Source organism: Gammaproteobacteria bacterium, assembly GCA_016716465.1.
Taxonomy (GTDB): domain Bacteria; phylum Pseudomonadota; class Gammaproteobacteria; order SZUA-140; family SZUA-140; genus JADJWH01.
The window spans coordinates 1,440,142-1,463,087 of record JADJWH010000001.1 but is presented as its reverse complement, the minus strand read 5'-3'; the positions used below and the strand labels follow the sequence as shown (position 1 = coordinate 1,463,087).

General features: G+C 64.9%; 33 protein-coding genes. All 33 read left to right on the top strand.

Annotated elements, in window-relative coordinates; all coding sequences use genetic code 11:
• Positions 1-12 precede the first annotated feature (12 nt).
• The 33 genes from rpoC (at position 13) to rplQ (ending at position 22,773) form a co-directional block, all read left to right on the top strand.
• A complete protein-coding gene (gene rpoC / locus IPM20_07035; protein MBK9131379.1) occupies positions 13-4,206 on the top strand; it encodes a DNA-directed RNA polymerase subunit beta' in 4,194 nt (1,397 codons plus the stop codon).
• A 468-nt stretch (positions 4,207-4,674) separates the two neighbouring features.
• Positions 4,675-5,049, top strand: coding sequence for a 30S ribosomal protein S12 (rpsL, locus tag IPM20_07030; protein ID MBK9131378.1), 375 nt, complete (start codon positions 4,675-4,677; stop codon positions 5,047-5,049).
• Between the two features lie 31 nt (positions 5,050-5,080).
• On the top strand, positions 5,081-5,551 hold the full coding sequence (gene rpsG, locus IPM20_07025) for a 30S ribosomal protein S7 (GenBank protein MBK9131377.1): 471 nt from the start codon (positions 5,081-5,083) through the stop codon (positions 5,549-5,551).
• Positions 5,552-5,617: 66 nt separating this feature from the next.
• Entirely contained in the window at positions 5,618-7,717 is a 2,100-nt protein-coding gene (gene fusA, locus IPM20_07020; protein MBK9131376.1) for an elongation factor G, read from the top strand.
• A 46-nt stretch (positions 7,718-7,763) separates the two neighbouring features.
• A complete protein-coding gene (gene tuf, locus IPM20_07015) occupies positions 7,764-8,954 on the top strand; it encodes an elongation factor Tu (protein ID MBK9131375.1) in 1,191 nt (396 codons plus the stop codon).
• 135 nt (positions 8,955-9,089) lie between these two features.
• Positions 9,090-9,404 (top strand): 30S ribosomal protein S10, encoded by a 315-nt coding sequence (gene rpsJ, locus IPM20_07010; GenBank protein MBK9131374.1) that lies wholly within the window; start codon positions 9,090-9,092, stop codon positions 9,402-9,404.
• A 24-nt stretch (positions 9,405-9,428) separates the two neighbouring features.
• Positions 9,429-10,070: a 50S ribosomal protein L3 gene (gene rplC, locus IPM20_07005; GenBank protein MBK9131373.1), complete on the top strand. Its 642-nt coding sequence runs from the start codon at positions 9,429-9,431 to the stop codon at positions 10,068-10,070.
• Between the two features lie 11 nt (positions 10,071-10,081).
• Positions 10,082-10,699, top strand: coding sequence for a 50S ribosomal protein L4 (gene rplD / locus IPM20_07000; GenBank protein ID MBK9131372.1), 618 nt, complete (start codon positions 10,082-10,084; stop codon positions 10,697-10,699).
• Positions 10,696-10,992, top strand: coding sequence for a 50S ribosomal protein L23 (rplW, locus tag IPM20_06995; protein ID MBK9131371.1), 297 nt, complete (start codon positions 10,696-10,698; stop codon positions 10,990-10,992). The genes rplD and rplW overlap by 4 nt, the downstream gene beginning before the upstream one ends.
• Positions 10,993-11,017: 25 nt before the next feature.
• Positions 11,018-11,842: a 50S ribosomal protein L2 gene (rplB, locus tag IPM20_06990; protein ID MBK9131370.1), complete on the top strand. Its 825-nt coding sequence runs from the start codon at positions 11,018-11,020 to the stop codon at positions 11,840-11,842.
• A gap of 67 nt (positions 11,843-11,909) precedes the next feature.
• The gene (gene rpsS / locus IPM20_06985; protein ID MBK9131369.1) at positions 11,910-12,152 is read left to right on the top strand and encodes a 30S ribosomal protein S19; all 243 of its coding nucleotides are present in this window, start codon (positions 11,910-11,912) and stop codon (positions 12,150-12,152) included.
• Between the two features lie 15 nt (positions 12,153-12,167).
• Positions 12,168-12,500: a 50S ribosomal protein L22 gene (rplV, locus tag IPM20_06980; GenBank protein ID MBK9131368.1), complete on the top strand. Its 333-nt coding sequence runs from the start codon at positions 12,168-12,170 to the stop codon at positions 12,498-12,500.
• 22 nt (positions 12,501-12,522) lie between these two features.
• Entirely contained in the window at positions 12,523-13,200 is a 678-nt protein-coding gene (gene rpsC / locus IPM20_06975; protein MBK9131367.1) for a 30S ribosomal protein S3, read from the top strand.
• Between the two features lie 21 nt (positions 13,201-13,221).
• Positions 13,222-13,635: a 50S ribosomal protein L16 gene (rplP, locus tag IPM20_06970; protein ID MBK9131366.1), complete on the top strand. Its 414-nt coding sequence runs from the start codon at positions 13,222-13,224 to the stop codon at positions 13,633-13,635.
• Positions 13,635-13,835 (top strand): 50S ribosomal protein L29, encoded by a 201-nt coding sequence (gene rpmC, locus IPM20_06965; GenBank protein MBK9131365.1) that lies wholly within the window; start codon positions 13,635-13,637, stop codon positions 13,833-13,835. Before rplP ends, rpmC begins: the two co-directional genes overlap by 1 nt.
• The gene (gene rpsQ, locus IPM20_06960) at positions 13,832-14,092 is read left to right on the top strand and encodes a 30S ribosomal protein S17 (GenBank protein ID MBK9131364.1); all 261 of its coding nucleotides are present in this window, start codon (positions 13,832-13,834) and stop codon (positions 14,090-14,092) included. Before rpmC ends, rpsQ begins: the two co-directional genes overlap by 4 nt.
• A 31-nt stretch (positions 14,093-14,123) precedes the next feature.
• On the top strand, positions 14,124-14,492 hold the full coding sequence (gene rplN / locus IPM20_06955; GenBank protein ID MBK9131363.1) for a 50S ribosomal protein L14: 369 nt from the start codon (positions 14,124-14,126) through the stop codon (positions 14,490-14,492).
• A 28-nt stretch (positions 14,493-14,520) separates the two neighbouring features.
• Positions 14,521-14,838 (top strand): 50S ribosomal protein L24, encoded by a 318-nt coding sequence (gene rplX, locus IPM20_06950; protein ID MBK9131362.1) that lies wholly within the window; start codon positions 14,521-14,523, stop codon positions 14,836-14,838.
• Between the two features lie 19 nt (positions 14,839-14,857).
• On the top strand, positions 14,858-15,397 hold the full coding sequence (gene rplE / locus IPM20_06945; protein ID MBK9131361.1) for a 50S ribosomal protein L5: 540 nt from the start codon (positions 14,858-14,860) through the stop codon (positions 15,395-15,397).
• 12 nt (positions 15,398-15,409) lie between these two features.
• The gene (rpsN, locus tag IPM20_06940) at positions 15,410-15,715 is read left to right on the top strand and encodes a 30S ribosomal protein S14 (protein ID MBK9131360.1); all 306 of its coding nucleotides are present in this window, start codon (positions 15,410-15,412) and stop codon (positions 15,713-15,715) included.
• A 24-nt stretch (positions 15,716-15,739) separates the two neighbouring features.
• Positions 15,740-16,135: a 30S ribosomal protein S8 gene (rpsH, locus tag IPM20_06935; protein ID MBK9131359.1), complete on the top strand. Its 396-nt coding sequence runs from the start codon at positions 15,740-15,742 to the stop codon at positions 16,133-16,135.
• Positions 16,136-16,145: 10 nt separating this feature from the next.
• Complete coding sequence (gene rplF, locus IPM20_06930) at positions 16,146-16,679, top strand: 50S ribosomal protein L6 (GenBank protein ID MBK9131358.1); 534 nt, start codon at positions 16,146-16,148, stop codon at positions 16,677-16,679.
• 14 nt (positions 16,680-16,693) lie between these two features.
• Positions 16,694-17,050: a 50S ribosomal protein L18 gene (gene rplR, locus IPM20_06925; protein MBK9131357.1), complete on the top strand. Its 357-nt coding sequence runs from the start codon at positions 16,694-16,696 to the stop codon at positions 17,048-17,050.
• Positions 17,051-17,065: 15 nt separating this feature from the next.
• Positions 17,066-17,569 (top strand): 30S ribosomal protein S5, encoded by a 504-nt coding sequence (gene rpsE, locus IPM20_06920; protein MBK9131356.1) that lies wholly within the window; start codon positions 17,066-17,068, stop codon positions 17,567-17,569.
• A complete protein-coding gene (gene rpmD / locus IPM20_06915; GenBank protein MBK9131355.1) occupies positions 17,569-17,763 on the top strand; it encodes a 50S ribosomal protein L30 in 195 nt (64 codons plus the stop codon). The genes rpsE and rpmD overlap by 1 nt, the downstream gene beginning before the upstream one ends.
• Positions 17,764-17,765: 2 nt before the next feature.
• On the top strand, positions 17,766-18,200 hold the full coding sequence (gene rplO / locus IPM20_06910) for a 50S ribosomal protein L15 (protein MBK9131354.1): 435 nt from the start codon (positions 17,766-17,768) through the stop codon (positions 18,198-18,200).
• Positions 18,201-19,559: a preprotein translocase subunit SecY gene (gene secY, locus IPM20_06905; GenBank protein MBK9131353.1), complete on the top strand. Its 1,359-nt coding sequence runs from the start codon at positions 18,201-18,203 to the stop codon at positions 19,557-19,559.
• 44 nt (positions 19,560-19,603) lie between these two features.
• Positions 19,604-19,717: a 50S ribosomal protein L36 gene (gene rpmJ, locus IPM20_06900; protein ID MBK9131352.1), complete on the top strand. Its 114-nt coding sequence runs from the start codon at positions 19,604-19,606 to the stop codon at positions 19,715-19,717.
• 123 nt (positions 19,718-19,840) lie between these two features.
• Entirely contained in the window at positions 19,841-20,197 is a 357-nt protein-coding gene (rpsM, locus tag IPM20_06895; protein ID MBK9131351.1) for a 30S ribosomal protein S13, read from the top strand.
• Between the two features lie 30 nt (positions 20,198-20,227).
• Positions 20,228-20,617, top strand: a complete 390-nt coding sequence (gene rpsK, locus IPM20_06890; GenBank protein ID MBK9131350.1) for a 30S ribosomal protein S11 — start codon at positions 20,228-20,230, stop codon at positions 20,615-20,617.
• An 11-nt stretch (positions 20,618-20,628) separates the two neighbouring features.
• Positions 20,629-21,255, top strand: coding sequence for a 30S ribosomal protein S4 (gene rpsD, locus IPM20_06885; GenBank protein ID MBK9131349.1), 627 nt, complete (start codon positions 20,629-20,631; stop codon positions 21,253-21,255).
• Positions 21,256-21,306: 51 nt separating this feature from the next.
• Positions 21,307-22,335, top strand: a complete 1,029-nt coding sequence (rpoA, locus tag IPM20_06880) for a DNA-directed RNA polymerase subunit alpha (GenBank protein MBK9131348.1) — start codon at positions 21,307-21,309, stop codon at positions 22,333-22,335.
• Between the two features lie 57 nt (positions 22,336-22,392).
• Entirely contained in the window at positions 22,393-22,773 is a 381-nt protein-coding gene (gene rplQ / locus IPM20_06875; protein MBK9131347.1) for a 50S ribosomal protein L17, read from the top strand.
• Positions 22,774-22,946 lie beyond the last annotated feature (173 nt).

Here is a 22,946-nt window from a genome sequence, read left to right as displayed (position 1 = left end):
GGAGAGACGGCTTTGAAAAACCTACTCAACATGTTCAAGCAGCAGGGGCAGATCGACGAATTCGACGCCATCCGCATCGGGCTGGCCTCGCCGGCGAAGATCCGGTCCTGGTCCTTCGGCGAGGTGAAGAAGCCCGAGACGATCAACTACCGTACCTTCAAGCCGGAGCGCGACGGCCTGTTCTGCGCCAAGATCTTCGGCCCGGTGAAGGACTATGAGTGCCTGTGCGGCAAGTACAAGCGCCTCAAGCACCGCGGCGTCATCTGCGAGAAGTGCGGCGTCGAGGTCACCGTGACCAAGGTGCGGCGCGAGCGCATGGGCCACATCGAGCTGGCCAGCCCGGTGGCGCACATCTGGTTCCTCAAGTCGCTGCCCTCGCGCATGGGCCTGCTGCTCGACATGACGCTGCGCGACATCGAGCGCGTGCTGTATTTCGAGGCCTTCGTCGTCATCGATCCGGGCATGACCCAGCTCGAGCGCGGCCAGCTGCTGACGGACGAGGCCTACCTCGACGCCATCGAGGAGCACGGCGACGAGTTCGACGCCCGCATGGGCGCCGAGGCCATCCAGGAGCTGCTCTCCACGCTGGACATGAAGGCCGAGGTGGAGAAGCTGCGCGAGGAGATCGCCAGCACCAACTCCGACACCAAGCTGAAGAAGCTGTCCAAGCGGCTCAAGCTGATCGAGGCCTTCCTGGACTCCGGCAACCGCCCGGAATGGATGGTCATGTCGGTGCTGCCGGTGCTGCCGCCGGAGCTGCGCCCGCTGGTGCCGCTCGACGGCGGCCGCTTCGCGACCTCGGACCTGAACGACCTCTACCGCCGGGTGATCAACCGCAACAACCGCCTGAAGCGCCTGCTCGACCTCAACGCGCCGGATATCATCGTGCGCAATGAGAAGCGCATGCTGCAGGAGGCGGTCGACGCGCTGCTCGACAACGGCCGCCGCGGCAAGGCCATCACCGGCACCAGCAAGCGCCCGCTGAAGTCGCTCGCCGACATGATCAAGGGCAAGCAGGGCCGCTTCCGCCAGAACCTGCTCGGCAAGCGCGTCGACTACTCCGGCCGCTCCGTCATCGTGGTCGGTCCGGCGCTGCGCCTGCATCAGTGCGGCCTGCCGAAGAAGATGGCGCTGGAACTGTTCAAGCCGTTCATCTTCAGCAAGATCGAGCGCCGCGGCCTCGCCACCACCATCAAGGCGGCCAAGAAGATGGTCGAGCGCGAGGGCCCGGAGGTGTGGGACATCCTCGAGGAGGTCATCCGCGAGCATCCCATCCTGCTCAACCGCGCGCCCACGCTGCACCGCCTCGGCATCCAGGCCTTCGAGCCGACGCTGATCGAGGGCAAGGCGATCCAGCTGCATCCGCTCGTCTGCACCGCCTTCAACGCCGACTTCGACGGCGACCAGATGGCCGTGCACGTGCCGCTGTCGCTGGAGGCCCAGCTCGAGGCGCGCGCGCTGATGATGTCGTCGAACAACATCCTGTCGCCCGCCAACGGCGAGCCGATCATCGTGCCGTCGCAGGACGTCGTGCTCGGCCTCTATTACATGACGCGCGAGAAGGTGAACGTGCCCGGCGAGGGTATGGTGTTCGCCGACCTCACCGAGGTGCATCGCGCCCATGAGACGCGCCAGGTCGACATCCACGCCCGCATCAAGGTGCGCATCGATGAGGTGCTGTTCGACGAGGACGGCACGCGGCGCGAGGTCCGGCGCCTGGTGTCGACCACCGTCGGCCGCGCGCTGCTGTTCGAGATCGTGCCCGAGGGCATGTCGTTCGATCTCATCAACCGCGACATGAACAAGAAGGCGATCTCCAGCCTGGTCAACATCTGCTACCGCCGCGTCGGCCTCAAGGAGACCGTGATCTTCGCCGACCGCCTGATGTACACCGGCTTCAGCTACGCCACCCGCGCCGGCGTCTCCATCGGCGTCGACGACATGGTGATCCCGCAGGAAAAGACCGGCATCATCGAGGCCGCCGAGCAGGAGGTGAAGGACATCGAGGCGCAGTACACCTCGGGTCTGGTCACCAACGGCGAGCGCTACAACAAGGTGGTCGACATCTGGTCGCACACCAACGACAAGGTCGCCAAGGCGATGATGGAGAAGCTCGGCACCGACGTCACCATCGACAGCGAGGGCAAGCAGATCCGCCAGCCTTCGTTCAACTCGATCTTCATGATGGCCGATTCGGGCGCGCGCGGTTCGGCCGCCCAGATCCGCCAGCTCGCCGGCATGCGCGGCCTGATGGCGAAGCCGGATGGCTCGATCATCGAGACCCCGATCACGGCGAACTTCCGCGAAGGCCTCGACGTGCTGCAGTACTTCATCTCGACCCACGGCGCCCGCAAGGGTCTGGCCGATACCGCGCTGAAGACCGCGAACTCCGGTTACCTGACCCGCCGTCTGGTCGACGTCGCGCAGGACCTGGTCATCACGGACATCGACTGCGGCACCACCGACGGCGTCCAGATGACCGCGCTGATCGAGGGCGGCGACGTGGTGGAGGCGCTCGGCTCGCTGGTGCTCGGCCGCGTTCTGGCCGAGGACGTCAAGCTGGGCGGCGAGGTGGTCCCGGCCGGCACCCTGCTCGACGAGCAGTGGGTCGAGCGGCTGGAGCAGGAAGGCGTCGACCACCTGAAGGTGCGTTCCGCCATCACCTGCCGCAACCGCCACGGCATCTGCGCCTCCTGCTACGGGCGCGACCTGGCGCGCGGTCACCTGGTCAATATCGGCGAGGCGGTGGGCGTCATCGCCGCGCAGTCGATCGGCGAGCCCGGCACGCAGCTCACCATGCGCACCTTCCACATCGGCGGCGCCGCGTCGCGCGCCGTGACCGTCAATTCGGTCGAGGCGAAGGTCAGCGGCAACGTGCGGCTCGACAACATCAAGCTGGTGCAGAACAGCGGCGGCGTGAATGTCGCGGTGTCCCGCTCCGGTGAACTGGTCGTCATCGACGGCGGCGGCCGCGAGCGTGAGCGCTACAAGATCCCCTACGGCGCGCTCATCTCGGTCAATGACGGCGACAAGATCAGCGCCGGCCAGCAGCTGGCCAACTGGGATCCGCACACCCATCCGGTCGTCACCGAGGTGGGCGGGCGCCTGAGCTACTCGGACATCATCGACGGCGTCACCGTGCAGCGCCATACCGACGAGTTCACCGGCCTGTCCAGCATGGTGGTGACCGATCCCAAGGCGCGCGGCCTCAGCACCAAGGACCTGCGTCCGATGGTGAAGATCGTGGACGAGAAGGGCGGCGAGCGGCACTTCGCCGGCACCGACATCCCGGCCGTGTATTACCTGCCGGCCGGCGCCATTATCACCCTTGAGGACGGGGCCGAGGTGATGGTCGGCGACGTCATCGCGCGTATCCCGCAGGAATCGTCCAAGACCCGCGACATCACCGGCGGTCTGCCGCGCGTGGCCGACCTGTTCGAGGCGCGCAAGCCGAAGGACCCGGCCATCCTGGCCGAGATCTCCGGCACCGTGGCCTTCGGCAAGGACACCAAGGGCAAGCAGCGCCTGATCATCGTCGGCGAGAACGGCGAGCGCTTCGAGGGGCTGATCCCCAAGTGGCGCCACATCACCGTGTTCGAGGGCGAGCACGTGGAGAAGGGCGAGGTCATCGCCGACGGTCCGCCCTCGCCGCACGACATCCTGCGCCTGCTCGGGGTCGAGCCGCTGGCCAAGTACATCGTCAAGGAAGTGCAGGACGTCTACCGGCTGCAGGGCGTGAAGATCAACGACAAGCACATCGAGGTGATCGTGCGCCAGATGCTGCGCAAGATCGAGGTCTCCGCGCCGGGCGAGACGGCCTTCCTGGCCGGCGAGCAGATCGAGCGCGCGCGCGTGATGGAGGAGAACGACAAGGCGGCGAGCGAGGGCAAGGTGCCGGCGCAGTTCGTCCCGGTCCTGCTCGGCATCACCAAGGCCTCGCTCGCGACCGAGTCCTTCATCTCCGCGGCCTCCTTCCAGGAGACCACCCGCGTGCTGACCGAGGCCGCGGTGAGCGGCAAGGTGGACAGCCTGCGCGGCCTGAAGGAGAACGTGATCGTGGGCCGCCTGATCCCGGCGGGCACCGGTCTCGCCTACCACCTGGACCGCCAGCGTCGGGCGACCGAGCCGGAAGCCCCGGCGGAGGAGAAGCAGCCGACCACCAGCGAGGTGGAAGAGGCGCTGCGGCAGGCCCTCAACGTCACCTGAAACCAGGGCGGGGGGACGGACTGCCCGTCTGTCCCCCCGCCTTCTATCTCTATCCCGGGGACGGAATTGCATTCCGTCCCCGTTTTTTTTCGGGGGTACATCTGGCCGGAGGTCCGGGGACGGACTGAAGTCCGTCCCCGCCCCGTTGGGATGGTTTCGTTATGGGGGATCTGACGTCGCCGAGTTCCGCCCCGCTGGGGTGTATTACCCGGACCGAGGGGGCAGGCGTCAGCCCGTCCCCCCTTCAATTTTGGGTGCCGCGTCGGGGCCTTGGCGCAGTGTTTTCCGCCGCGCGATTACTTGACAGCCGCGGATTATCACCCTAAACTTTCGCGTCTTTGCAGAAGCGATCTGCTTCTCTCAAGTAAGGCACTCAATAATAAGCGTTCAACCGTTGGCGGCTGCGTCCTAGGCGCCCCGTCCCACTGGCTGGACGCTTAACGTTTATGAGGGGTGGGGTAAGTCGGAATGGCGACAGTCAATCAATTGGTTAGAAAGCCGCGGTCACGTAAAACCGCCAAGAGCACGGTGCCCGCGCTGGAAGGGTGCCCGCAGAAGCGTGGGGTGTGTACGCGTGTCTACACCACGACCCCCAAGAAGCCGAACTCGGCGCTGCGCAAGGTCGCCCGCGTACGCCTGACCAACGGGATGGAGGTCACCTCATATATAGGTGGCGAAGGGCACAACCTGCAGGAACACTCCGTGGTGCTGATCCGCGGCGGACGTGTCAAGGACCTGCCGGGTGTGCGTTACCACACCGTGCGCGGCAGCCTGGATACCTCCGGCGTGGACGGACGGCGCCAGGGCCGCTCGAAGTACGGCGCCAAGCGCCCCAAGGGTTGATCAGCCGACAAGCTTGATGGATTAAACGACGATGGCGAGACGTAGAGTAGCAGCGAAGCGGGAACGGATGCCGGATCCGAAGTACGGAAACCGGAATCTGGCGAAGTTCATCAACATGATCATGACCAGCGGCAAGAAGTCGATCGCCGAGCGCATCGTCTACGGCGCGCTGGACCAGGTCGCCTCGAAGAACAAGGGCGATCCGCTGGACAGCCTGATCAAGGCGCTGGAGAACATCCGCCCGCTGGTCGAGGTCAAGTCCCGCCGCGTCGGCGGCGCCACCTACCAGGTGCCGATGGAAGTGCGCGGCGACCGCGGCCAGGCGCTGGCCATGCGCTGGCTGGTCGACACCGCGCGCAACCGCAGCGAGAAGACCATGGGTCTGCGCCTGGCGGCGGAAATCCTCGACGCCTGCGAGAACCGCGGCGCGGCGGTGAAGAAGCGCGAGGATACGCATCGCATGGCGGAGGCCAACAAGGCCTTCTCGCATTACCGCTGGTAACAGATTCAGGAGCGGGGACGGACCTAAGTCCGTCCCCATTAAACCGGACAGTAGGCAGGACGAGACGTGGCAAGAAAGACCCCCATAGACCGCTACCGCAACATCGGCATCATGGCGCACATTGATGCCGGTAAGACCACGACGTCGGAGCGTGTCCTGTTCTATACCGGTCGTTCGCACAAGATCGGCGAGGTGCACGACGGCGCTGCCACCATGGACTGGATGGAGCAGGAGCAGGAGCGCGGCATCACCATCACCTCCGCCGCCACCACCTGTTTCTGGAGCGGCATGGACAAGCAGTTCCCGGAGCACCGCATCAATATCATCGACACCCCGGGACACGTGGACTTCACCATCGAGGTGGAGCGTTCGCTGCGCGTGCTGGACGGCGCCTGCGCGGTGTTCTGCGCGGTCGGCGGCGTCGAGCCGCAGTCCGAGACGGTATGGCGCCAGGCCAACAAGTACGGCGTTCCGCGTCTCGCCTTCGTCAACAAGATGGACCGCGCCGGCGCCAACTTCCTGCGCGTGATCAAGCAGATCAAGGATCGCTTGGGCGCCAATCCGGTGCCCGTGGTGCTGCCGATCGGCGCCGAGGACCAGTTCAAGGGGCTGGTCGACCTGATGCGCATGAAGGCCATCTACTGGAACGAGGAAGACCAGGGCATGACCTACCGGCTGGAAGACATCCCGGCCGACATGAAGGACCTGTGCGCCGAGTGGCGTGAAAAGATGATCGAGTCCGCCGCCGAGGCCAGCGAGGACCTGATGGAGAAGTATCTCGAGGGCAGCGAGCTGTCCATCGAGGAGATCAAGAAGGGGCTGCGCGTGCGCACGCTGGCGGGCGAGATCGTCCCCGCGCTGTGCGGCTCGGCCTTCAAGAACAAGGGCGTGCAGGCCATGCTGGACGCGGTGATCGAGTTCCTGCCCGCGCCGACCGACGTGGTCGCGATCAGGGGCCATCTCGACGATGCCGCCGAGACCGAGGCCGAGCGCCACAGCTCGGACGAAGAGCCGTTCGCCGCGCTCGCGTTCAAGATCGCGACCGACCCCTACGTCGGCACGCTGACCTTCTTCCGCGTCTATTCCGGCGTGGTGAACTCCGGCGACACGGTGTTCAACTCGGTCAAGGGCAAGAAGGAGCGCCTCGGCCGCATCGTGCAGATGCACGCGAACTCGCGCGAGGAGATCAAGGAAGTGCGCGCGGGCGACATCGCCGCCGCGGTGGGCCTGAAGGACGTCACCACGGGCGACACGCTGTGCGACCTGAACAACGTCATCGTGCTCGAGCGCATGGAGTTCCCGGAGCCGGTGATTTCGGTGGCGGTGGAGCCGAAGACCAAGGCCGACCAGGAGAAGATGGGCATCGCGCTGAACAAGCTCGCGGCCGAGGATCCCTCGTTCCGCGTGCGCACCGACGAGGAGTCGGGCCAGACCATCATCTCCGGCATGGGCGAGCTGCACCTCGAGATCATCGTCGACCGCATGAAGCGCGAGTTCGGCGTCGAGGCCAACGTGGGCGCGCCGCAGGTGGCCTACCGCGAGGCGATCCGCAAGTCGGTGGAGCAGGAAGGCAAGTTCGTGCGTCAGTCGGGCGGCCGCGGCCAGTACGGCCACGTCTGGCTCCGCCTGGAGCCGCTCGAGCGCGGCAAGGGTTACGAGTTCGTCAACGGCATCGTGGGCGGCGTGGTGCCGCGCGAGTACATCGCGCCGGTGGACAAGGGCGTCAAGGAACAGATGGACAACGGCGTCATCGCGGGCTTCCCCATGGTTGACGTGCGCGTCACCATCTTCGACGGCTCCTATCACGACGTCGACTCGAACGAAATGGCGTTCAAGATCGCCGGCTCCATGGCCTTCAAGGACGGCGTGCGCAAGGCGGACCCCGTCATCCTCGAGCCGATCATGAAGGTCGAGGTCGTGACCCCCGAGGACTACATGGGCGACGTGATGGGCGATCTCAACCGCCGGCGCGGCATCGTGCAGGGCATGGATGATTCGCCCGCGGGCAAGATCGTCCGCGCCGAGGTCCCGCTGGCCGAGATGTTCGGTTACGCCACCTCGCTGCGTTCCGCGACCCAGGGTCGCGCGACCTACGCCATGGAATTCACCCGCTACGCCGAGGCTCCCGCGAGCATCGCCGAGGCGGTGATCAAGAAGGCCTCCTGACGAATTGCCATCAACAGAGCTGAAATAGAGAACAAGGGGAACTCCGATGTCCAAGGGAAAATTTGAGCGTACGAAGCCGCACGTGAACGTGGGAACGATCGGTCACGTGGACCACGGCAAGACGACGTTGACGGCGGCGCTGACGAAGGTGCTGGCGGAGAAATTTGGCGGCGAGGTGCTGAACTACGACCAGATCGACAAGGCGCCGGAAGAGAAGGCGCGCGGTATTACGATTTCGACGTCGCACGTGGAGTACGAGTCGACGGCGCGGCACTACGCGCACGTGGACTGCCCGGGACACGCGGACTATGTGAAGAACATGATCACGGGCGCGGCGCAGATGGACGGTGCGATCCTGGTGGTGTCGGCGGCGGACGGCCCGATGCCGCAGACGCGGGAGCACATTCTGCTGGCGCGGCAGGTGGGCGTGCCGTACATCGTGGTGTTCCTGAACAAGGCGGACATGGTGGACGATCCGGAGCTGCTGGAGCTGGTGGAGATGGAAGTCCGCGAGCTGCTGACGACGTACAAGTTCCCGGGCGACGACACGCCGATCGTGACGGGCTCGGCGCTGAAGGCGCTGGAAGGCGACACGTCGCCGATCGGGATGCCGGCGGTGATCAAGCTGGTGGAAGAGATGGACCGGTACATACCGGTGCCGGAGCGTCCGAAGGACAAGCCGTTCCTGATGCCGATCGAGGACGTGTTCTCGATCTCGGGCCGCGGGACGGTGGTGACGGGGCGCATCGAGCGCGGGATTGTGAAGGTGGGCGACGAAATCGAGATCGTGGGCATCAAGCCGACGACGAAGACGACGTGCACGGGCGTGGAGATGTTCCGCAAGCTGCTGGACCAGGGCGAGGCGGGGGACAACGTGGGCGTGCTGCTGCGCGGCACGAAGCGCGAGGAAGTGGAGCGCGGGCAGGTGCTGTGCAAGCCGGGCTCGATCACGCCGCACACGAAGTTCGAGTGCGAGGTGTACATTCTGGGCAAGGAAGAGGGCGGCCGCCATACGCCGTTCTTCAACGGGTACCGCCCGCAGTTCTATTTCCGGACGACGGACGTGACGGGCGCGTGCGACCTGCCGTCGGGTGTTGAGATGGTGATGCCGGGCGACAACGTGAAGATGACGGTGTCGCTGATCAACCCGATCGCGATGGAAGAAGGCCTGCGCTTCGCGATCCGCGAAGGCGGCCGCACCGTCGGCGCCGGCGTGGTGTCGAAAGTACTCGAGTAATCCGTCATGCAGAGCGGGGACGGACTGAAGTCCGTCCCCGAACATCCGGTTCAACAGCACCGGAAAAGGACAAAGGCAAGGGGACGGACTTCAGTCCGTCCCCGGTTAAGCAAGGAACAGGATCAGGAAACCGCAATGGCCACAAGTCAAAGGATACGGATACGGTTGAAGGCGTTCGATCACCGGCTGATCGACCGTTCGGCGCGCGAGATCGTGGAGACCGCCAAGCGCACCGGCGCGCACGTGAAGGGGCCGATTCCGCTCCCGACGCGCAAGGAGCGCTTCACCATCCTGATCTCGCCGCACGCCAACAAGGATGCGCGCGACCAGTACGAGATCCGCACGCACAAGCGCCTGCTCGACATCGTCGACCCCACCGACAAGACGGTGGACGCGCTGATGAAGCTGGATCTCGCCGCGGGCGTCGATGTGCAGATCAAGCTGCACTAGCGGACGAATTGAGGAATCGGTGTCATGACATTAGGCATAGTCGGACGTAAGCACGGGATGACGCGCATCTTCACCGAAGACGGCACCACCGTGCCGGTCACGGTGATCGAGGTTGCGCCCAACCGCATCACGCAGGTCAAGACGGTCGAGAACGACGGCTATCGCGCCGTGCAGGTCACCACTGGCGCGCGCCGCGCGACGCGGGTGACCAAGCCGCAGGCGGGCCACTACGCCAAGGCCAGCGTCGAGGCCGGGCGCGGCCTGTGGGAGTTCCGTCTGGGTGACGGTGAAGGCGACGCACTCGCCGTCGGTGGCGAGATCAAGGCGGACATCTTCGAAGCCGGGCAGAAGGTCGATGTCAGCGGCGTCACCAAGGGCAAGGGCTTCGCCGGCACGATCAAGCGCCACAACTTCACCATGGGCGACGCCACCCACGGTAACTCGCTGTCGCATCGCGCGCCGGGCTCCATCGGCCAGCGCCAGTCGCCGGGCCGCGTGTTCAAGGGCAAGCGCATGGCGGGCCACATGGGCGACGTGCAGCGCAGCATCCAGAATCTGGAAGTGGTGCGCGTGGACGTCGAGCGCAACCTGCTGCTGGTGCGGGGCGCCGTGCCCGGCGCCGCTGGCGGCGACGTCATCGTGCGTCCTTCGGTCAAGGCGCGCTGAGGAATCGGTTCATGGATATCACGCTGAAAAGTTCGACGGGCAAGTCCGGGGGCGCGCTGCAGGTTGCCGACGCCACCTTCGGCTGCGAATTCAACGAGGCGCTGGTGCACCAGGTGGTGACCGCGTATCTGGCCGCCGGCCGCGCCGGCACCCATGCCCAGAAGACGCGCTCCCAGGTCAGCGGCGGCGGCATCAAGCCCTGGAAGCAGAAGGGCGGCGGCCGCGCCCGCGCCGGCAGCATCCGCAGCCCGCTGTGGCGCGGCGGCGGCAAGACCTTCGCGGCGGTCCCCGCGGATTATTCGCAGAAGGTCAACCGCAAGATGTATCGCGCGGCGATCCGCTCCATCCTGTCCGAGCTGCTGCGGCAGGACCGGCTGGTGGTGGTGGACAGCTTCGGAGTCGAGGACGCCAGGACGAAGTCGCTGGTGGAGAAGCTGAAGGGGCTCGGTCTCGACAGCGTGCTGGTGGTCACCGACAGCAACGACGACAAGCTGATGCTGTCCGCGCGCAACCTGCACAAGGTCGAGGTGATGAACGCCGCCGCGGTGGATCCGGTCAGCCTGATCCGTTTCGAGAAGGTATTGATGACGGCGGCCGCGGTGAAGAAATTCGAGGAGCAGCTCGCATGAACCAGGAACGCCTGATGAAGATCCTGCTGTCCCCCCACGTCTCCGAGAAGGCGACCGTGGTGGCCGACAAGCACAAGCAGTTCGTGTTCCGCGTCGCCCCCGATGCCACCAAGCCCGAGATCAAGCAGGCGGTCGAGCACATGTTCAACGTGCAGGTCGAGCAGGTTCGGGTGGTCAACTGCGGCGGCAAGACCAAGCGCTTCGGCGCTTCGTTCGGCAAGCGCGCCGATTTCAGGAAGGCCTATGTGGCCCTCAAGCCCGGCTTCGACATCGATTTCGCCGGGCAGCACTAAAGGACAGTGACGGGACGATAGAGACATGGCACTCGTAAAGACCAAACCGACTTCGGCCGGGCGCCGCTTCGTAGTGAAGGTGGTGCATCCCGATCTGCACAAGGGCGATCCGCATCCGGCGCTGATCGAGAGCATGACCCGTGGCAGCGGCCGCAACAACAACGGTCATATCACGGTGCGCCATGTCGGCGGCGCCCACAAGCGCTATTACCGTATCATCGATTTCAAGCGCGACAAGGACGGCATCCCGGCCCGCGTCGAGCGCATCGAGTACGACCCGAACCGCAGCGCGCACATCGCCCTGCTGCTGTACGCCGACGGCGAACGCCGCTACATCGTCGCGCCCAAGGGCGTCAGCGCGGGTGACGAACTGCTGTCGGGCAGCGATGCGCCGATCCGCCGCGGCAACTGCCTGCCGATCCGCCACATCCCGGTCGGCACCGAGATCCACTGCGTGGAGATGAAGCCCGGGAAGGGCGCGCAGCTGGCGCGCAGCGCCGGCGCCTCCACCCAGCTCATCGCGAAGGAAGGTGCCTACGCCATCCTGCGCCTGCGCTCGGGCGAGATGCGCCGCATCATGGTCGACTGCCGCGCCGTCATCGGCGAGGTCAGCAACTCCGAGAATTCGCTGCGCTCGCTCGGCAAGGCCGGCGCGAAGCGCTGGCGCGGCATCCGCCCGACCGTGCGCGGCACGGCGATGAACCCGGTGGATCACCCGCACGGCGGCGGCGAGGGCCGTAACTTCGGCAAGCACCCGGTGACGCCGTGGGGCCAGCCGACCAAGGGATACAAGACGCGGAAGAACAAGCGCACCGGCAACATGATCGTGCGCGACCGCAGGACGAAGTAAGGATAGCCGGACAGAATCGAGCCGCAGAGGGTAGCAATGCCACGTTCAATCAAAAAAGGGGCCGTTCATCGACCTGCACCTGATCAAGAAGGTGGACCAGGCGGTCGCGGAGAACAGCAAGCGTCCGATCAAGACCTGGTCGCGGCGTTCCATGATCCTGCCCGACATGGTGGGCCTGACCATCGCCGTGCACAACGGGCGCCAGCACGTGCCCGTCCTGGTGACCGAGAACATGGTCGGACACAAGCTGGGCGAATTTGCCGCGACGCGCACCTTCAAGGGTCACGCGGCGGACAAGAAGACCAAATAGTCACGGGTGGCGAAGATGGAAGTTTACGCTAAGCGCAGATACGCGGGCATATCGGCCCAGAAATGCCGGTTGGTGGCGGACCAGATCCGCGGCCTGCCGGTCGACCGGGCCCTGAACATGCTCGCCTTCAGCCCCAAGGACGCGGCGGTGGCCGTGCGGAAGCTGTTGCTTTCGGCCATTGCCAATGCCGAACACAACGAGGGCGCCGACATCGACGAACTCAAGGTATCGCGCATCTTCGTGGATGAGGGTCCGCAGCAGAAGCGCTTTAGCCCGCGCGCGCGCGGCCGCACCAACCGGATTTTGAAGCGCAGCAGCCACATCACCGTGGCGGTGAGCGACAAGTAGAGCTATTTAGAGAGCGGACATCATGGGCCAGAAAGTACATCCGACCGGCATCCGTCTTGGCATCGTCAAGGACTGGACCTCCAAGTGGTACGCCGATTCGAAGAACTACGCCGACTACCTGCTCACCGACCTGCGCGTGCGCGAGTTTCTCAAGAAGAAGCTGGCCCAGGCCTCGGTGAGCCGCATCCAGATCGAGCGTCCGGCGCGCACCGCGCACATCACCATCCAGACCGCGCGTCCGGGCATGGTGATCGGCAAGAAGGGCGAGGATATCGAGGTCCTGCGCAAGGAAGTCGCCGAGATGATGAAGGTGCCCGTGCACATCAACATCGAGGAGATCCGCAAGCCCGAGCTCGATGCCCAGCTGGTGGCCGAGAGCATCGCGCAGCAGATCGAGCGCCGCATCATGTACCGCCGCGCCATGAAGCGCGCGGTGACCAACACGATGCGCCTGGGCGCCCTCGGCATCCGCGTGAACGTGGCCGGCCGCCTGAACGGCGCCGAGATCGCGCGCAGCGAGTGGTATCGCGAAGGCCGTGTGCCGCTGCACACCCTGCGCGCCGACATCGATTACGGCTTCACCGAGGCGCGCACCGCGTCGGGCGCGATCGGCGTCAAGGTATGGGTCTTCAAGGGCGAGGTGTTCGACCGCGACGCGCACGAGGCCGATGGCGGCGCCGACAAGGTCGAGTCCGCCTAACTTTCAGGATAGGGATGTAAGATGCTGCAGCCAAAGAGAACCAAATTCCGCAAGCAGATGAAGGGGCGCAACCGCGGCGTTGCGACCTGCGGCAACAAGGTGAGTTTCGGCGAGTACGGCCTGCAGGCGGTCGCGCGCGGCCGCATCACGGCGCGCCAGATCGAGGCCGCCCGCCGCGCCATGACCCGCTTTGTGAAGCGCGGCGGCAAGGTCTGGATCCGCGTGTTCCCCGATACCCCGGTGACCAAGAAGCCGCTCGAGGTTCGTATGGGAAGCGGCAAGGGTAACGTCGAGTTCTGGGTCGCGGTGACGCACCCGGGCAAGATGCTGTACGAGATGGAAGGCGTGACCGAGGATGTCGCGCGCGAGGCATTCAAGCTGGCGGCCGCGAAGCTGCCGATCAAGACGGCGTTCGTGGTCAGGACGGTGATGTGATGAAAGCGAAAGAATTGAGAGGCAAGGGCGTCCCCGAGCTGAAGCAGGATCTGCTCGGCCTGCTGCGCGAGCAGTTCAATCTGCGCATGCAGAAGGGCACCGGCCAGCTGGGCCAGAGCCACCGCATTCGTAACGTGCGGCGCGACATCGCGCGGCTGTACACGGTGCTGAACGAGAAAACCAAGGGCGGATCCCAATGAGCGAACAGATGAAGGCGACGCGCAGCATCACGGGCCGCGTCATCAGCAACAAGATGGACAAGACCATCACCGTCATGGTCGAGCGCAGACTGCCGCATCCGGTCTACAAGAAATACGTGCGCAGCTCCTCCAAGCTGCACGCGCATGACGAGAACAACGAATGCAGGGAAGGCGACATGGTGATCATCGAGCAGTCGCGCCCCCTGTCGAAGACCAAGGCGTGGCGCCTGGTCAAGGTCGTCGGACGGGCGGAATAACCGCTGCCGGCCGCTTGAAGGAGACGGAAAAATGATTCAGATGCAGACAAGGCTGGACGTCGCGGACAACAGCGGCGCGCGCGAACTGATGTGTATCAAGGTGCTGGGCGGGTCGCATCGCCGCTATGCCGGCATCGGCGACATCATCAAGGTCAGCATCAAGGACGCGATACCGCGCGGCAAGGTCAAGAAGGGCGAGGTGTACGACGCGGTCGTGGTGCGTACCCGCAAGGGTATTCGCCGCCCCGACGGTTCCATCATCCGCTTCGACACCAACGCGGCGGTGCTGCTCAACAACCAGAAGCAGCCGATCGGCACGCGCATCTTCGGGCCGGTAACGCGCGAACTGCGCACCGAGCAGTTCATGAAGATCATATCGCTGGCGCCGGAAGTTCTCTGAGGCGCGGCGGGGCACAACGAGGTTCGAGATGAGCAAGATCAGGAAGAACGACGATGTGATCGTGATCGCCGGCAGGGACAAGGGCCGGCGCGGCACGGTCGTCCGCGTGGTGGACAGCGAGCGGGTGATCGTGGAGAACGTCAACATGGTGAAGCGTCACACCAAGCCGAATCCCACGCGCGGCATCGCGGGCGGGATCGTGGAGAAGGAGGCGCCGATTCATGTCTCCAACGTGATGCTGTTCAACCCGTTGACGAAGAAAGGCGATCGGGTCGGCTACCGCACGCTGGAAGACGGGCGCAAGGTGCGCTTCTTCAAGTCGAATAACGAAGTTCTGGACAGTTGAATCGGGCAGGCTGAACGTCATGGCAAGATTGAAGGAATTCTATCAGGACAAGGTGGTGCCGCAGCTGATGCAGCGCTTCTCCTACAAGAGCGTGATGGAGGTGCCCCGCCTGCTGAAGATCACGATCAACATGGGCGTGGGCGAGGCGATCGCCGACAAGAAGGTGATCGAGAACGCCGTCGCCGACATGGAGAAGATCAGCGGCCAGAAGCCGGTGGTCACCGAGGCGCGCAAGTCCATCGCCGGCTTCAAGGTGCGCGAGGGCTGGCCTGTCGGCTGCAAGGTGACGCTGCGCCGCGATCGCATGTATGAATTCCTGGATCGCCTGATCAGCATTTCGATTCCGCGCATCCGCGATTTCCGCGGCGTGAACGGGCGTGCCTTCGACGGCCGCGGCAACTACACCCTGGGCGTGCGTGAGCAGATCATTTTCCCCGAGATCGAATACGACAAGATCGACGCGATCCGCGGGATGGACATTACGCTGACGACCAGCGCGAAGACCGACGAAGAGGCCCGCGCCCTGCTCGAATCGTTCAGCTTTCCGTTCAGAAACTGAGGAACAGGAATTATGGCAAAGACGTCCATGGTCAACCGGGAGATCCGCCGTCAGCGCGTGATCCGCAAGTATGCCGGCAAGCGGGCCGAGCTGAAGAACCAGCTGCGTGATCCCAAGCTGGGCCTGGAGGAGAAGGCCGAGCTGCGCCGCAAGTTCCAGTCGTTGCCGCGCGACGCCAGCCCCAGCCGGCTGCGCAACCGCTGCCGCCTGACGGGTCGCCCGCACGGCTATTACCGCAAGTTCGGTCTCGCCCGCAACAAGCTGCGCGAAGCCGCCATGCGCGGAGATATCCCGGGCCTGGTCAAGGCGAGCTGGTAGTTCACAACGGTACAGGACAATCTTATGAGTATGACGGATCCAATAGCAGACATGCTGACCCGCATTCGCAACGCGCAGCAGAACGGCGTTGCGACGGTGACGATGCCCGCCTCGAAGCTGAAGGCGGCGATCGCGGGCGTGTTGAAGGACGAGGGCTACATCGCCGACTGCGTAGTGACGCAGGAGGGTGGCAAGAACTCGATGACGATCACCCTCAAGTACTTCGAGGGCAAGCCGGTGATCTCGACCCTCAAGCGCGCGAGCCGTCCCGGCCTGCGCACCTATCATGGCCGCGACGAGCTGCCCAAGGTCATGGGCGGACTCGGCATCGCCATCGTGAGCACCTCGGCCGGTGTCATGACCGACCGCGCCGCGCGCGCCAAGGGTCAGGGCGGCGAAGTCATCTGCCTGGTTTCGTGAGTGAGGAGCCATGTCAAGAATAGCTAAACAACCCATCACGCTGCCCTCCGGGGTCGCCGTTACCGTGAACCCGGGCACGGTCGCCATCAAGGGCGCCAAGGGCGAGCTGCGGCGCGACATCCCGGCGGCGATCCGGCTGGTGCAGGAGGACGGCGAGCTCAAGGTCCAGCTCGACGACGAAAGCGGGCTGTTCCATGCCATGTCCGGCACGGTGCGCGCGCTGCTGAAGAACATGGTGACCGGTGTAAGCAAGGGCTTCGAGCGCAAGCTCACCCTGGTCGGCGTGGGTTATCGCGCCCAGGTGCAGGGCAAGGCCCTTAACCTGACGCTCGGTTTCTCACATCCGGTCAATTACCCGATCCCCGAGGGGATCACGATCGAGACCCCGAGCCAGACCGAGATCGTGGTCAAGGGCATCGACAAACAGAAGGTCGGTCAGGTGGCCGCCGATATCCGCGCCTACCGTCCGCCGGAGCCCTACAAGGGCAAGGGCGTGCGTTACGCGGATGAACAGGTGGTCCTCAAAGAGGCCAAGAAGAAATAAGGTTGGCAAAACACATGGACAAGAAACTGACACGCTTGCGGCGCGCGCGTCGTGGACGCGCCAAGATGAGGGAGCTGGAAGCCTATCGTCTGAGCGTTTTCCGCACGCCCCGGCACATTTACGCGCAGGTACACACGCCGGATGCTTCCAGCGTCGTCGCCAGCGCGTCCACGCTGGACGCCGACGTCAAGGCGGCGCTCGAGGGTTACACCGGCAATGCCTCGGCGGCGGCCGTGGTCGGCAAGATGATCGCGGAGCGGGCCAAGGCGGCCGGCCTGACCCGGGTCGCTTTCGACCGGTCGGGATACAAATATCACGGGCGCGTGAAGGCGCTGGCCGATGCCGCGCGTGAACACGGGCTGGAATTCTAAGCAAGGGTCGATACGATGGCGAGATTCGAGGCAAGCGAAAGCAGCGATGAGCTGCAGGAGAAACTGGTCGCGGTACGGCGCGTGTCCAAGACCGTCAAGGGCGGACGCCAGTTCGGTTTCTCCGCGCTGACCGTGGTCGGCGACGGCAACGGCAAGATCGGTTTCGGCAGCGGCAAGGCCCGCGAGGTGCCGGCGGCGATCCAGAAGGCGATGGACAACGCGCGCCGCAACATGAAGCAGGTCAAGCTCAACGGCGGCACGCTGCAGTATCCGATCATGGCCACGCACGGCGCGGCTAAGGTCTTCATGCAGCCGGCGTCGGCGGGTACCGGCATCATCGCCGGCGGCGCCATGCGCGCGGTGTTCGAGGTGCTCGGCGTGCACGACGTGCTGGCCAAGTGCATCGGCTCCTCGAATTCGGTCAACGTCGTCCGCGCCACCATCAAGGGGCTGCAGGAAATGACGAACCCCGAGGAAGTCGCACGCAAGCGCGGCAAGAAGGTCGAGGAGATCCTGTGATGGCCGCGGGAAAGAAAACCCTCAAGGTGACGCTGGTCCGCAGCCTGCACGGGCGCCTGGCCGCGCACAAGGCCTGCGCGCAGGGACTCGGTCTGCGCCGACTGCACCAGTCCGCCACGGTCGAGGACACGCCGTGCACGCGCGGGATGATCAACAAGATCTCCTACATGATCAAATGCGAGGAAGTAGGCTGATGATGCGCTTGAACACACTCAAGCCGGCGCCGGGCGCCAAGCGGGTGGCCCGCCGCGTCGGACGCGGGGTCGGTTCCGGGCTGGGCAAGACCGCCGGACGCGGCCACAAGGGCCAGTACGCGCGCGCGGGCGGTTATCACAAGCTCGGTTTCGAGGGCGGCCAGATGCCGCTGCACCGCCGCCTGCCCAAGGTCGGTTTCGTCTCGCGCATGGCGCGCGACCGCGCCGAGGTGCGCCTGTCGGAACTCGCCAAGGTGAAGGCGGACGTGATCGACCTCGCCGCGCTCAAGCAGGCCAACGTCATCAACGGCCGCGTCGAGCGCGCCAAGGTGATCGCCTCGGGCGAGATCGGCGTGGCGGTTACCCTGCGCGGCATCGCGGTCACCAAGGGTGCCCGCGCCGCCATCGAGGCCGCGGGCGGCAAAATCGAGGAATAAGTGGCGGGTAACAGATCAGCTGCGGCCGGCGGGCTCGGTGGACTGGCGGGGCTGACCGAGCTGCGGCGGCGTCTGCTGTTCCTGCTCGGCGCGCTGCTGGTGTTCCGTGTCGGGGCGTTCATCCCGGTGCCGGGCATCGATCCGGTCGCGCTCGCCGCGCTGTTCGATCAGCAGCGCGGCACCATCCTCGACATGTTCAACATGTTCTCGGGCGGCGCCCTGGGTCGCTTCTCGGTGTTCGCGCTCGGCGTGATGCCGTATATCTCGGCGGCCATCATCATCCAGCTGCTGAGCGCGGTGCTCCCCTCGCTGGAGCAGATCAAGAAGGAAGGCGAGGCCGGCCGGCGCAAGCTGACCGAGTACACGCGCTACCTGACGGTCGCGCTGGCGGCGTTCCAGGCCGTGAGCATCACCATCGCGCTGGAGAGCCAGCGCATCGGGCCCGTGCCGGTGGTGATCGAGGCGGGCTGGGTGTTCCGCGTGACCGCCGCGGCGACGCTGGTGACGGGCACCATGTTCCTGATGTGGCTGGGCGAGCAGGTCACCGAGCGCGGCATCGGCAACGGCATCTCGATGATCATCTTCGCCGGCATCGTCGTCGGCCTGCCGCGGGCCGTGGGCGGGACCCTGGAACTGGCGCGCACCGGTGAGTTGCACGTCTTCACCGTGCTGATGCTGCTGGTGCTGGCGATCGCGGTGACGGCCGCGGTGGTGTTCGTGGAGCGGGGCCAGCGCCGCATCACGGTGAATTACGCCAAGCGGCAGCAGGGCCGGCGGATGATCGCCGGGCAGGTCAGCCACCTGCCGCTGAAGCTGAACATGGCGGGCGTGATCCCGCCGATCTTCGCCTCGTCGATCATCCTGTTCCCGGCCACGGCCGCGAGCTGGTTCGGCAACAGCGAAGGGATGGAATGGCTGAAGGATATCGCGGGCACCCTGTCGCCGGGGCAGCCGGTCTACGTGATGCTGTTCGCGGTGGCGATCATATTCTTCGCCTTTTTCTATACCGCGCTGCAGTTCAATCCGAACGACACGGCGGAGAACCTGAAGAAGTCGGGCGCGTTCATCCCGGGGATCCGGCCGGGCGAGCAGACCGCGCGCTACATCGACAGCGTGATGACGCGACTGACCCTGATCGGCGCGATCTACATCACCCTGGTCTGCCTGCTGCCGGAGTTTTTGATCGTGTACTGGAACGTGCCGTTCTATTTCGGCGGCACCTCCCTGCTGATCATCGTGGTCGTGGTCATGGACCTGATGGCGCAGATACAGGCGCACCTGATGTCGCATCAGTATGACAGCCTGCTCAAGAAGGCCAACCTGAAGGGTGGCCGGCCGGGCTCCGGCCTCCTGCGCTGAGCGGGTATTGTCGGCAATATCAATTCGTTATCTGGAGTAGTGGCATGAAAGTACAAGCATCCGTGAAGAGAGTCTGCCGTAACTGCAAGGTGGTGCGCCGCCGCGGCGTGGTCCGCATCATCTGCAAGGACGCCCGCCACAAGCAGCGCCAGGGCTGAGGGCGGACCCCCGGGCGCCGGCTGCCGGCCGGCGCCCATTGATTTGTCGTTTGTTTGGGCATAAAATTGCCCGTTTTCGTTATCAGACAGGAGCAGCGCCCGGTCGGCGCGTGGAGTGGCTGAATGGCTCGTATTGCAGGCATCAATATCCCGGTTAACAAGCACGCCTCGATCGCGTTGTGCTCAATATATGGTATCGGGAGAACGCGCGCGCGCGAGATCTGCGCCGCCTCTAACGTCGAACCCAACAGGAAAATCAAGGACTTGACGGAGGGCGAGATCGAAGCCCTGCGTGCCGAGGTTGGCAAGATGAAGGTCGAGGGCGACCTCCGTCGTGAAATCTCCATGAACATCAAGCGCCTGATGGATCTGGGCACCTATCGCGGCCTGCGCCATCGCCGCGGCCTGCCCGTGAACGGGCAGCGCACCAAGACCAACGCGCGCACCCGCAAGGGCCCCCGCAAGGGCGTGAAGAAGTAAACCTCATTTATCTTTAAGGATCGATCGCTTATGGCAAAAGGCAGCGCACGGCCCCGGAAACGGGTCAAGAAGAACGTCGTCGACGGTGTCGCGCACGTTCATGCCTCGTTCAACAACACCATCGTGACCATCACCGACATGCAGGGCAACACCCTGGCGTGGGTGTCCGCCGGTGCCTCCGGATTCAAGGGTTCGCGCAAGAGCACGCCGTTCGCCGCCCAGGTGGCCGCCGAGCGCGCGGGCGAGAAGGTGAAGGAATTCGGCCTGAAGAATCTGGAAGTCCAGGTCAAGGGTCCGGGTCCGGGCCGCGACTCCGCCGTGCGTGCGCTGCACAACGCCGGCTTCAAGATCAACAATATATCCGACGTGACGCCGATCCCGCACAACGGCTGCCGTCCCCCCAAGAAACGTAGAGTCTGAGCGAGAACGCCGTGGCCAAATATACCGATGCAAAGTGCCGTCTGTGCCGCCGTCAGGGTGAGAAGCTGTTCCTGAAGGGCGAGAAATGTTTCGGCGCCAAATGCGCCATCGAGAAGCGCGGTTTCCCCCCGGGCCAGCACGGCAAGCGCCGCTCGCGCGTGACCGACTACGCCGTTCAGCTGCGCGAGAAGCAGAAGGTGCGCCGCATCTACGGCATCCTCGAGCGCCAGTTCCGCCGTTATTACTCGAATGCCGCGCGCAAGAAGTCGTCGACCGGCGAGACCCTGCTGCAGATCCTGGAGAGCCGTCTCGACAACGTGCTCTACCGCATGGGCGCCGGCGCCTCGCGTTCCGAGGCGCGCCAGCTGGTGCGTCACAACGCCGTGACCGTGAACGGCGCCAAGGTGAATATCCCGAGTTACCAGGTCAAGGCGAACGACGTCATCGCCCTGACCGAAGAGGCCAAGAAGCAGTTGCGCGTACAGGCCTCGATGCAGTTTTCGCTGCAGCAGGGAGGCTGTGAATGGCTGGACGTCGACGCCGACAAGATGCAGGCCGTGTTCAAGGGTCCGCCCGAGCGGAGTGATCTGCCGGCGGAGATCAACGAACATCTCATCGTCGAGTTGTACTCGAAGTAAACGGCTGTCGTCACAGCAGTTCATGCTCATCAACATTGGAGAGGAAATCGCATGAAGAACTCTGCGACAGAGTTTCTCAAACCGCGCGTGGTGGATGTCCAGGTCGTCAACGACCGCCATGCGAAGATTACCCTGGAGCCGCTCGAGCGCGGTTTCGGCCACACCCTGGGTAACGCCCTGCGCCGCATCATGCTGTCTTCGATCCCCGGTTGCGCCATCACCGAGGTCGAGATCGACGGCGTGCTGCACGAGTACAGCTCCATCGAGGGCGTGCAGGAAGACGTCATCGACATCCTGCTCAACCTGAAGGGTCTGTCGATCCGCATGAGCGGCCGCAACGAGGCCACCCTGACCCTGAAGAAGAAGGGCGCCGGACCGGTGCTGGCCAGCGACCTCGAACTGGTCGGCGACGTGGTGATCGTCAATCCCGACCATGTCATCGCCCATCTGACCGAGAAAGGCGAGCTCAACATGACGCTGAAGGTCGAGCGCGGCCGCGGCTACCAGCCGGCGGCGGCGCGCAAGGATGAGAACGCGGAGACCAGCCGGCCGATCGGCCGCCTGATGCTGGACGCCTCGTTCAGCCCGATCCGCCGCATCAGCTACGTGGTCGACACCGCCCGCGTCGAGCAGCGCACCGACCTCGACAAGCTGATCATCGACCTCGAGACCAACGGCAGCGTCGATCCGGAGGAGACCATCCGCCGCGCCGCCAGGATCCTGCAGGATCAGCTCACCGTGTTCATCGACCTCGAAGGGCCGGAGCTCGAAGAGCCCGCGCCGGTGGTCGAGGACATCGACCCGATCCTGCTGCGCCCGGTCGACGATCTGGAGCTGACCGTGCGTTCCGCCAACTGCCTCAAGGCGGAGAACATCTACTACATCGGCGACCTGATCCAGCGCACCGAGGTCGAGCTGCTGAAGACGCCCAACCTGGGCAAGAAGTCGCTGACCGAGATCAAGGACGTGCTGGCCTCGCACGGCCTGTCGCTGGGCCTGCGGCTGGAAAACTGGCCGCCGGCCAACCTGAAGCAGCGCGAGAAGCAGGGCGAGGACAAGGCGGAGACCGCCTCGGCGTGAGGCGCGGCCGCGTCGACGGCGCGGCTTCAAACGAACACAGTATGAAGGGTCGGGAACATGCGTCACCGTAAAAGTGGAAGGAAACTGAACCGCAACAGCAGCCATCGCAAGGCGATGTACCGCAACATGGCCGCTTCGCTGATGCAGCATGAGATCATCCGCACCACCCTGCCCAAGGCCAAGGAACTGCGCCGGGTCGTGGAGCCGTTGATCACCTACGCGAAGACCGACGGCGCGACGCGCCGCCGCCTCGCCTTCGACCGCATCCGCGACCGCGACATGGTGGCCAAGCTGTTCAACGAGCTGGGCCCGCGCTACAAGGACCGTCCCGGCGGCTATCTGCGCATCCTGAAGTGCGGCTTCCGCCCCGGCGACAACGCCCCGATGGCCTACGTCGAGCTGCTCGACCGTCCCGCGGCGGAAACGACCGCCGCCTGAGGCAGTCCTGCAATCCCGCAGTGAAAAGACCGGGTGATGCCCGGTCTTTTCGTTTGCGGGCCTCGTTCATTCAGTGATTCCCCGGATTCCGCTACGCTCCATCCGGGCTACGATGCGGAATCGCCCAAATCAGCCTTTGGGACAGATTTCAAATCTGTCCCCCTTCCGGGCGA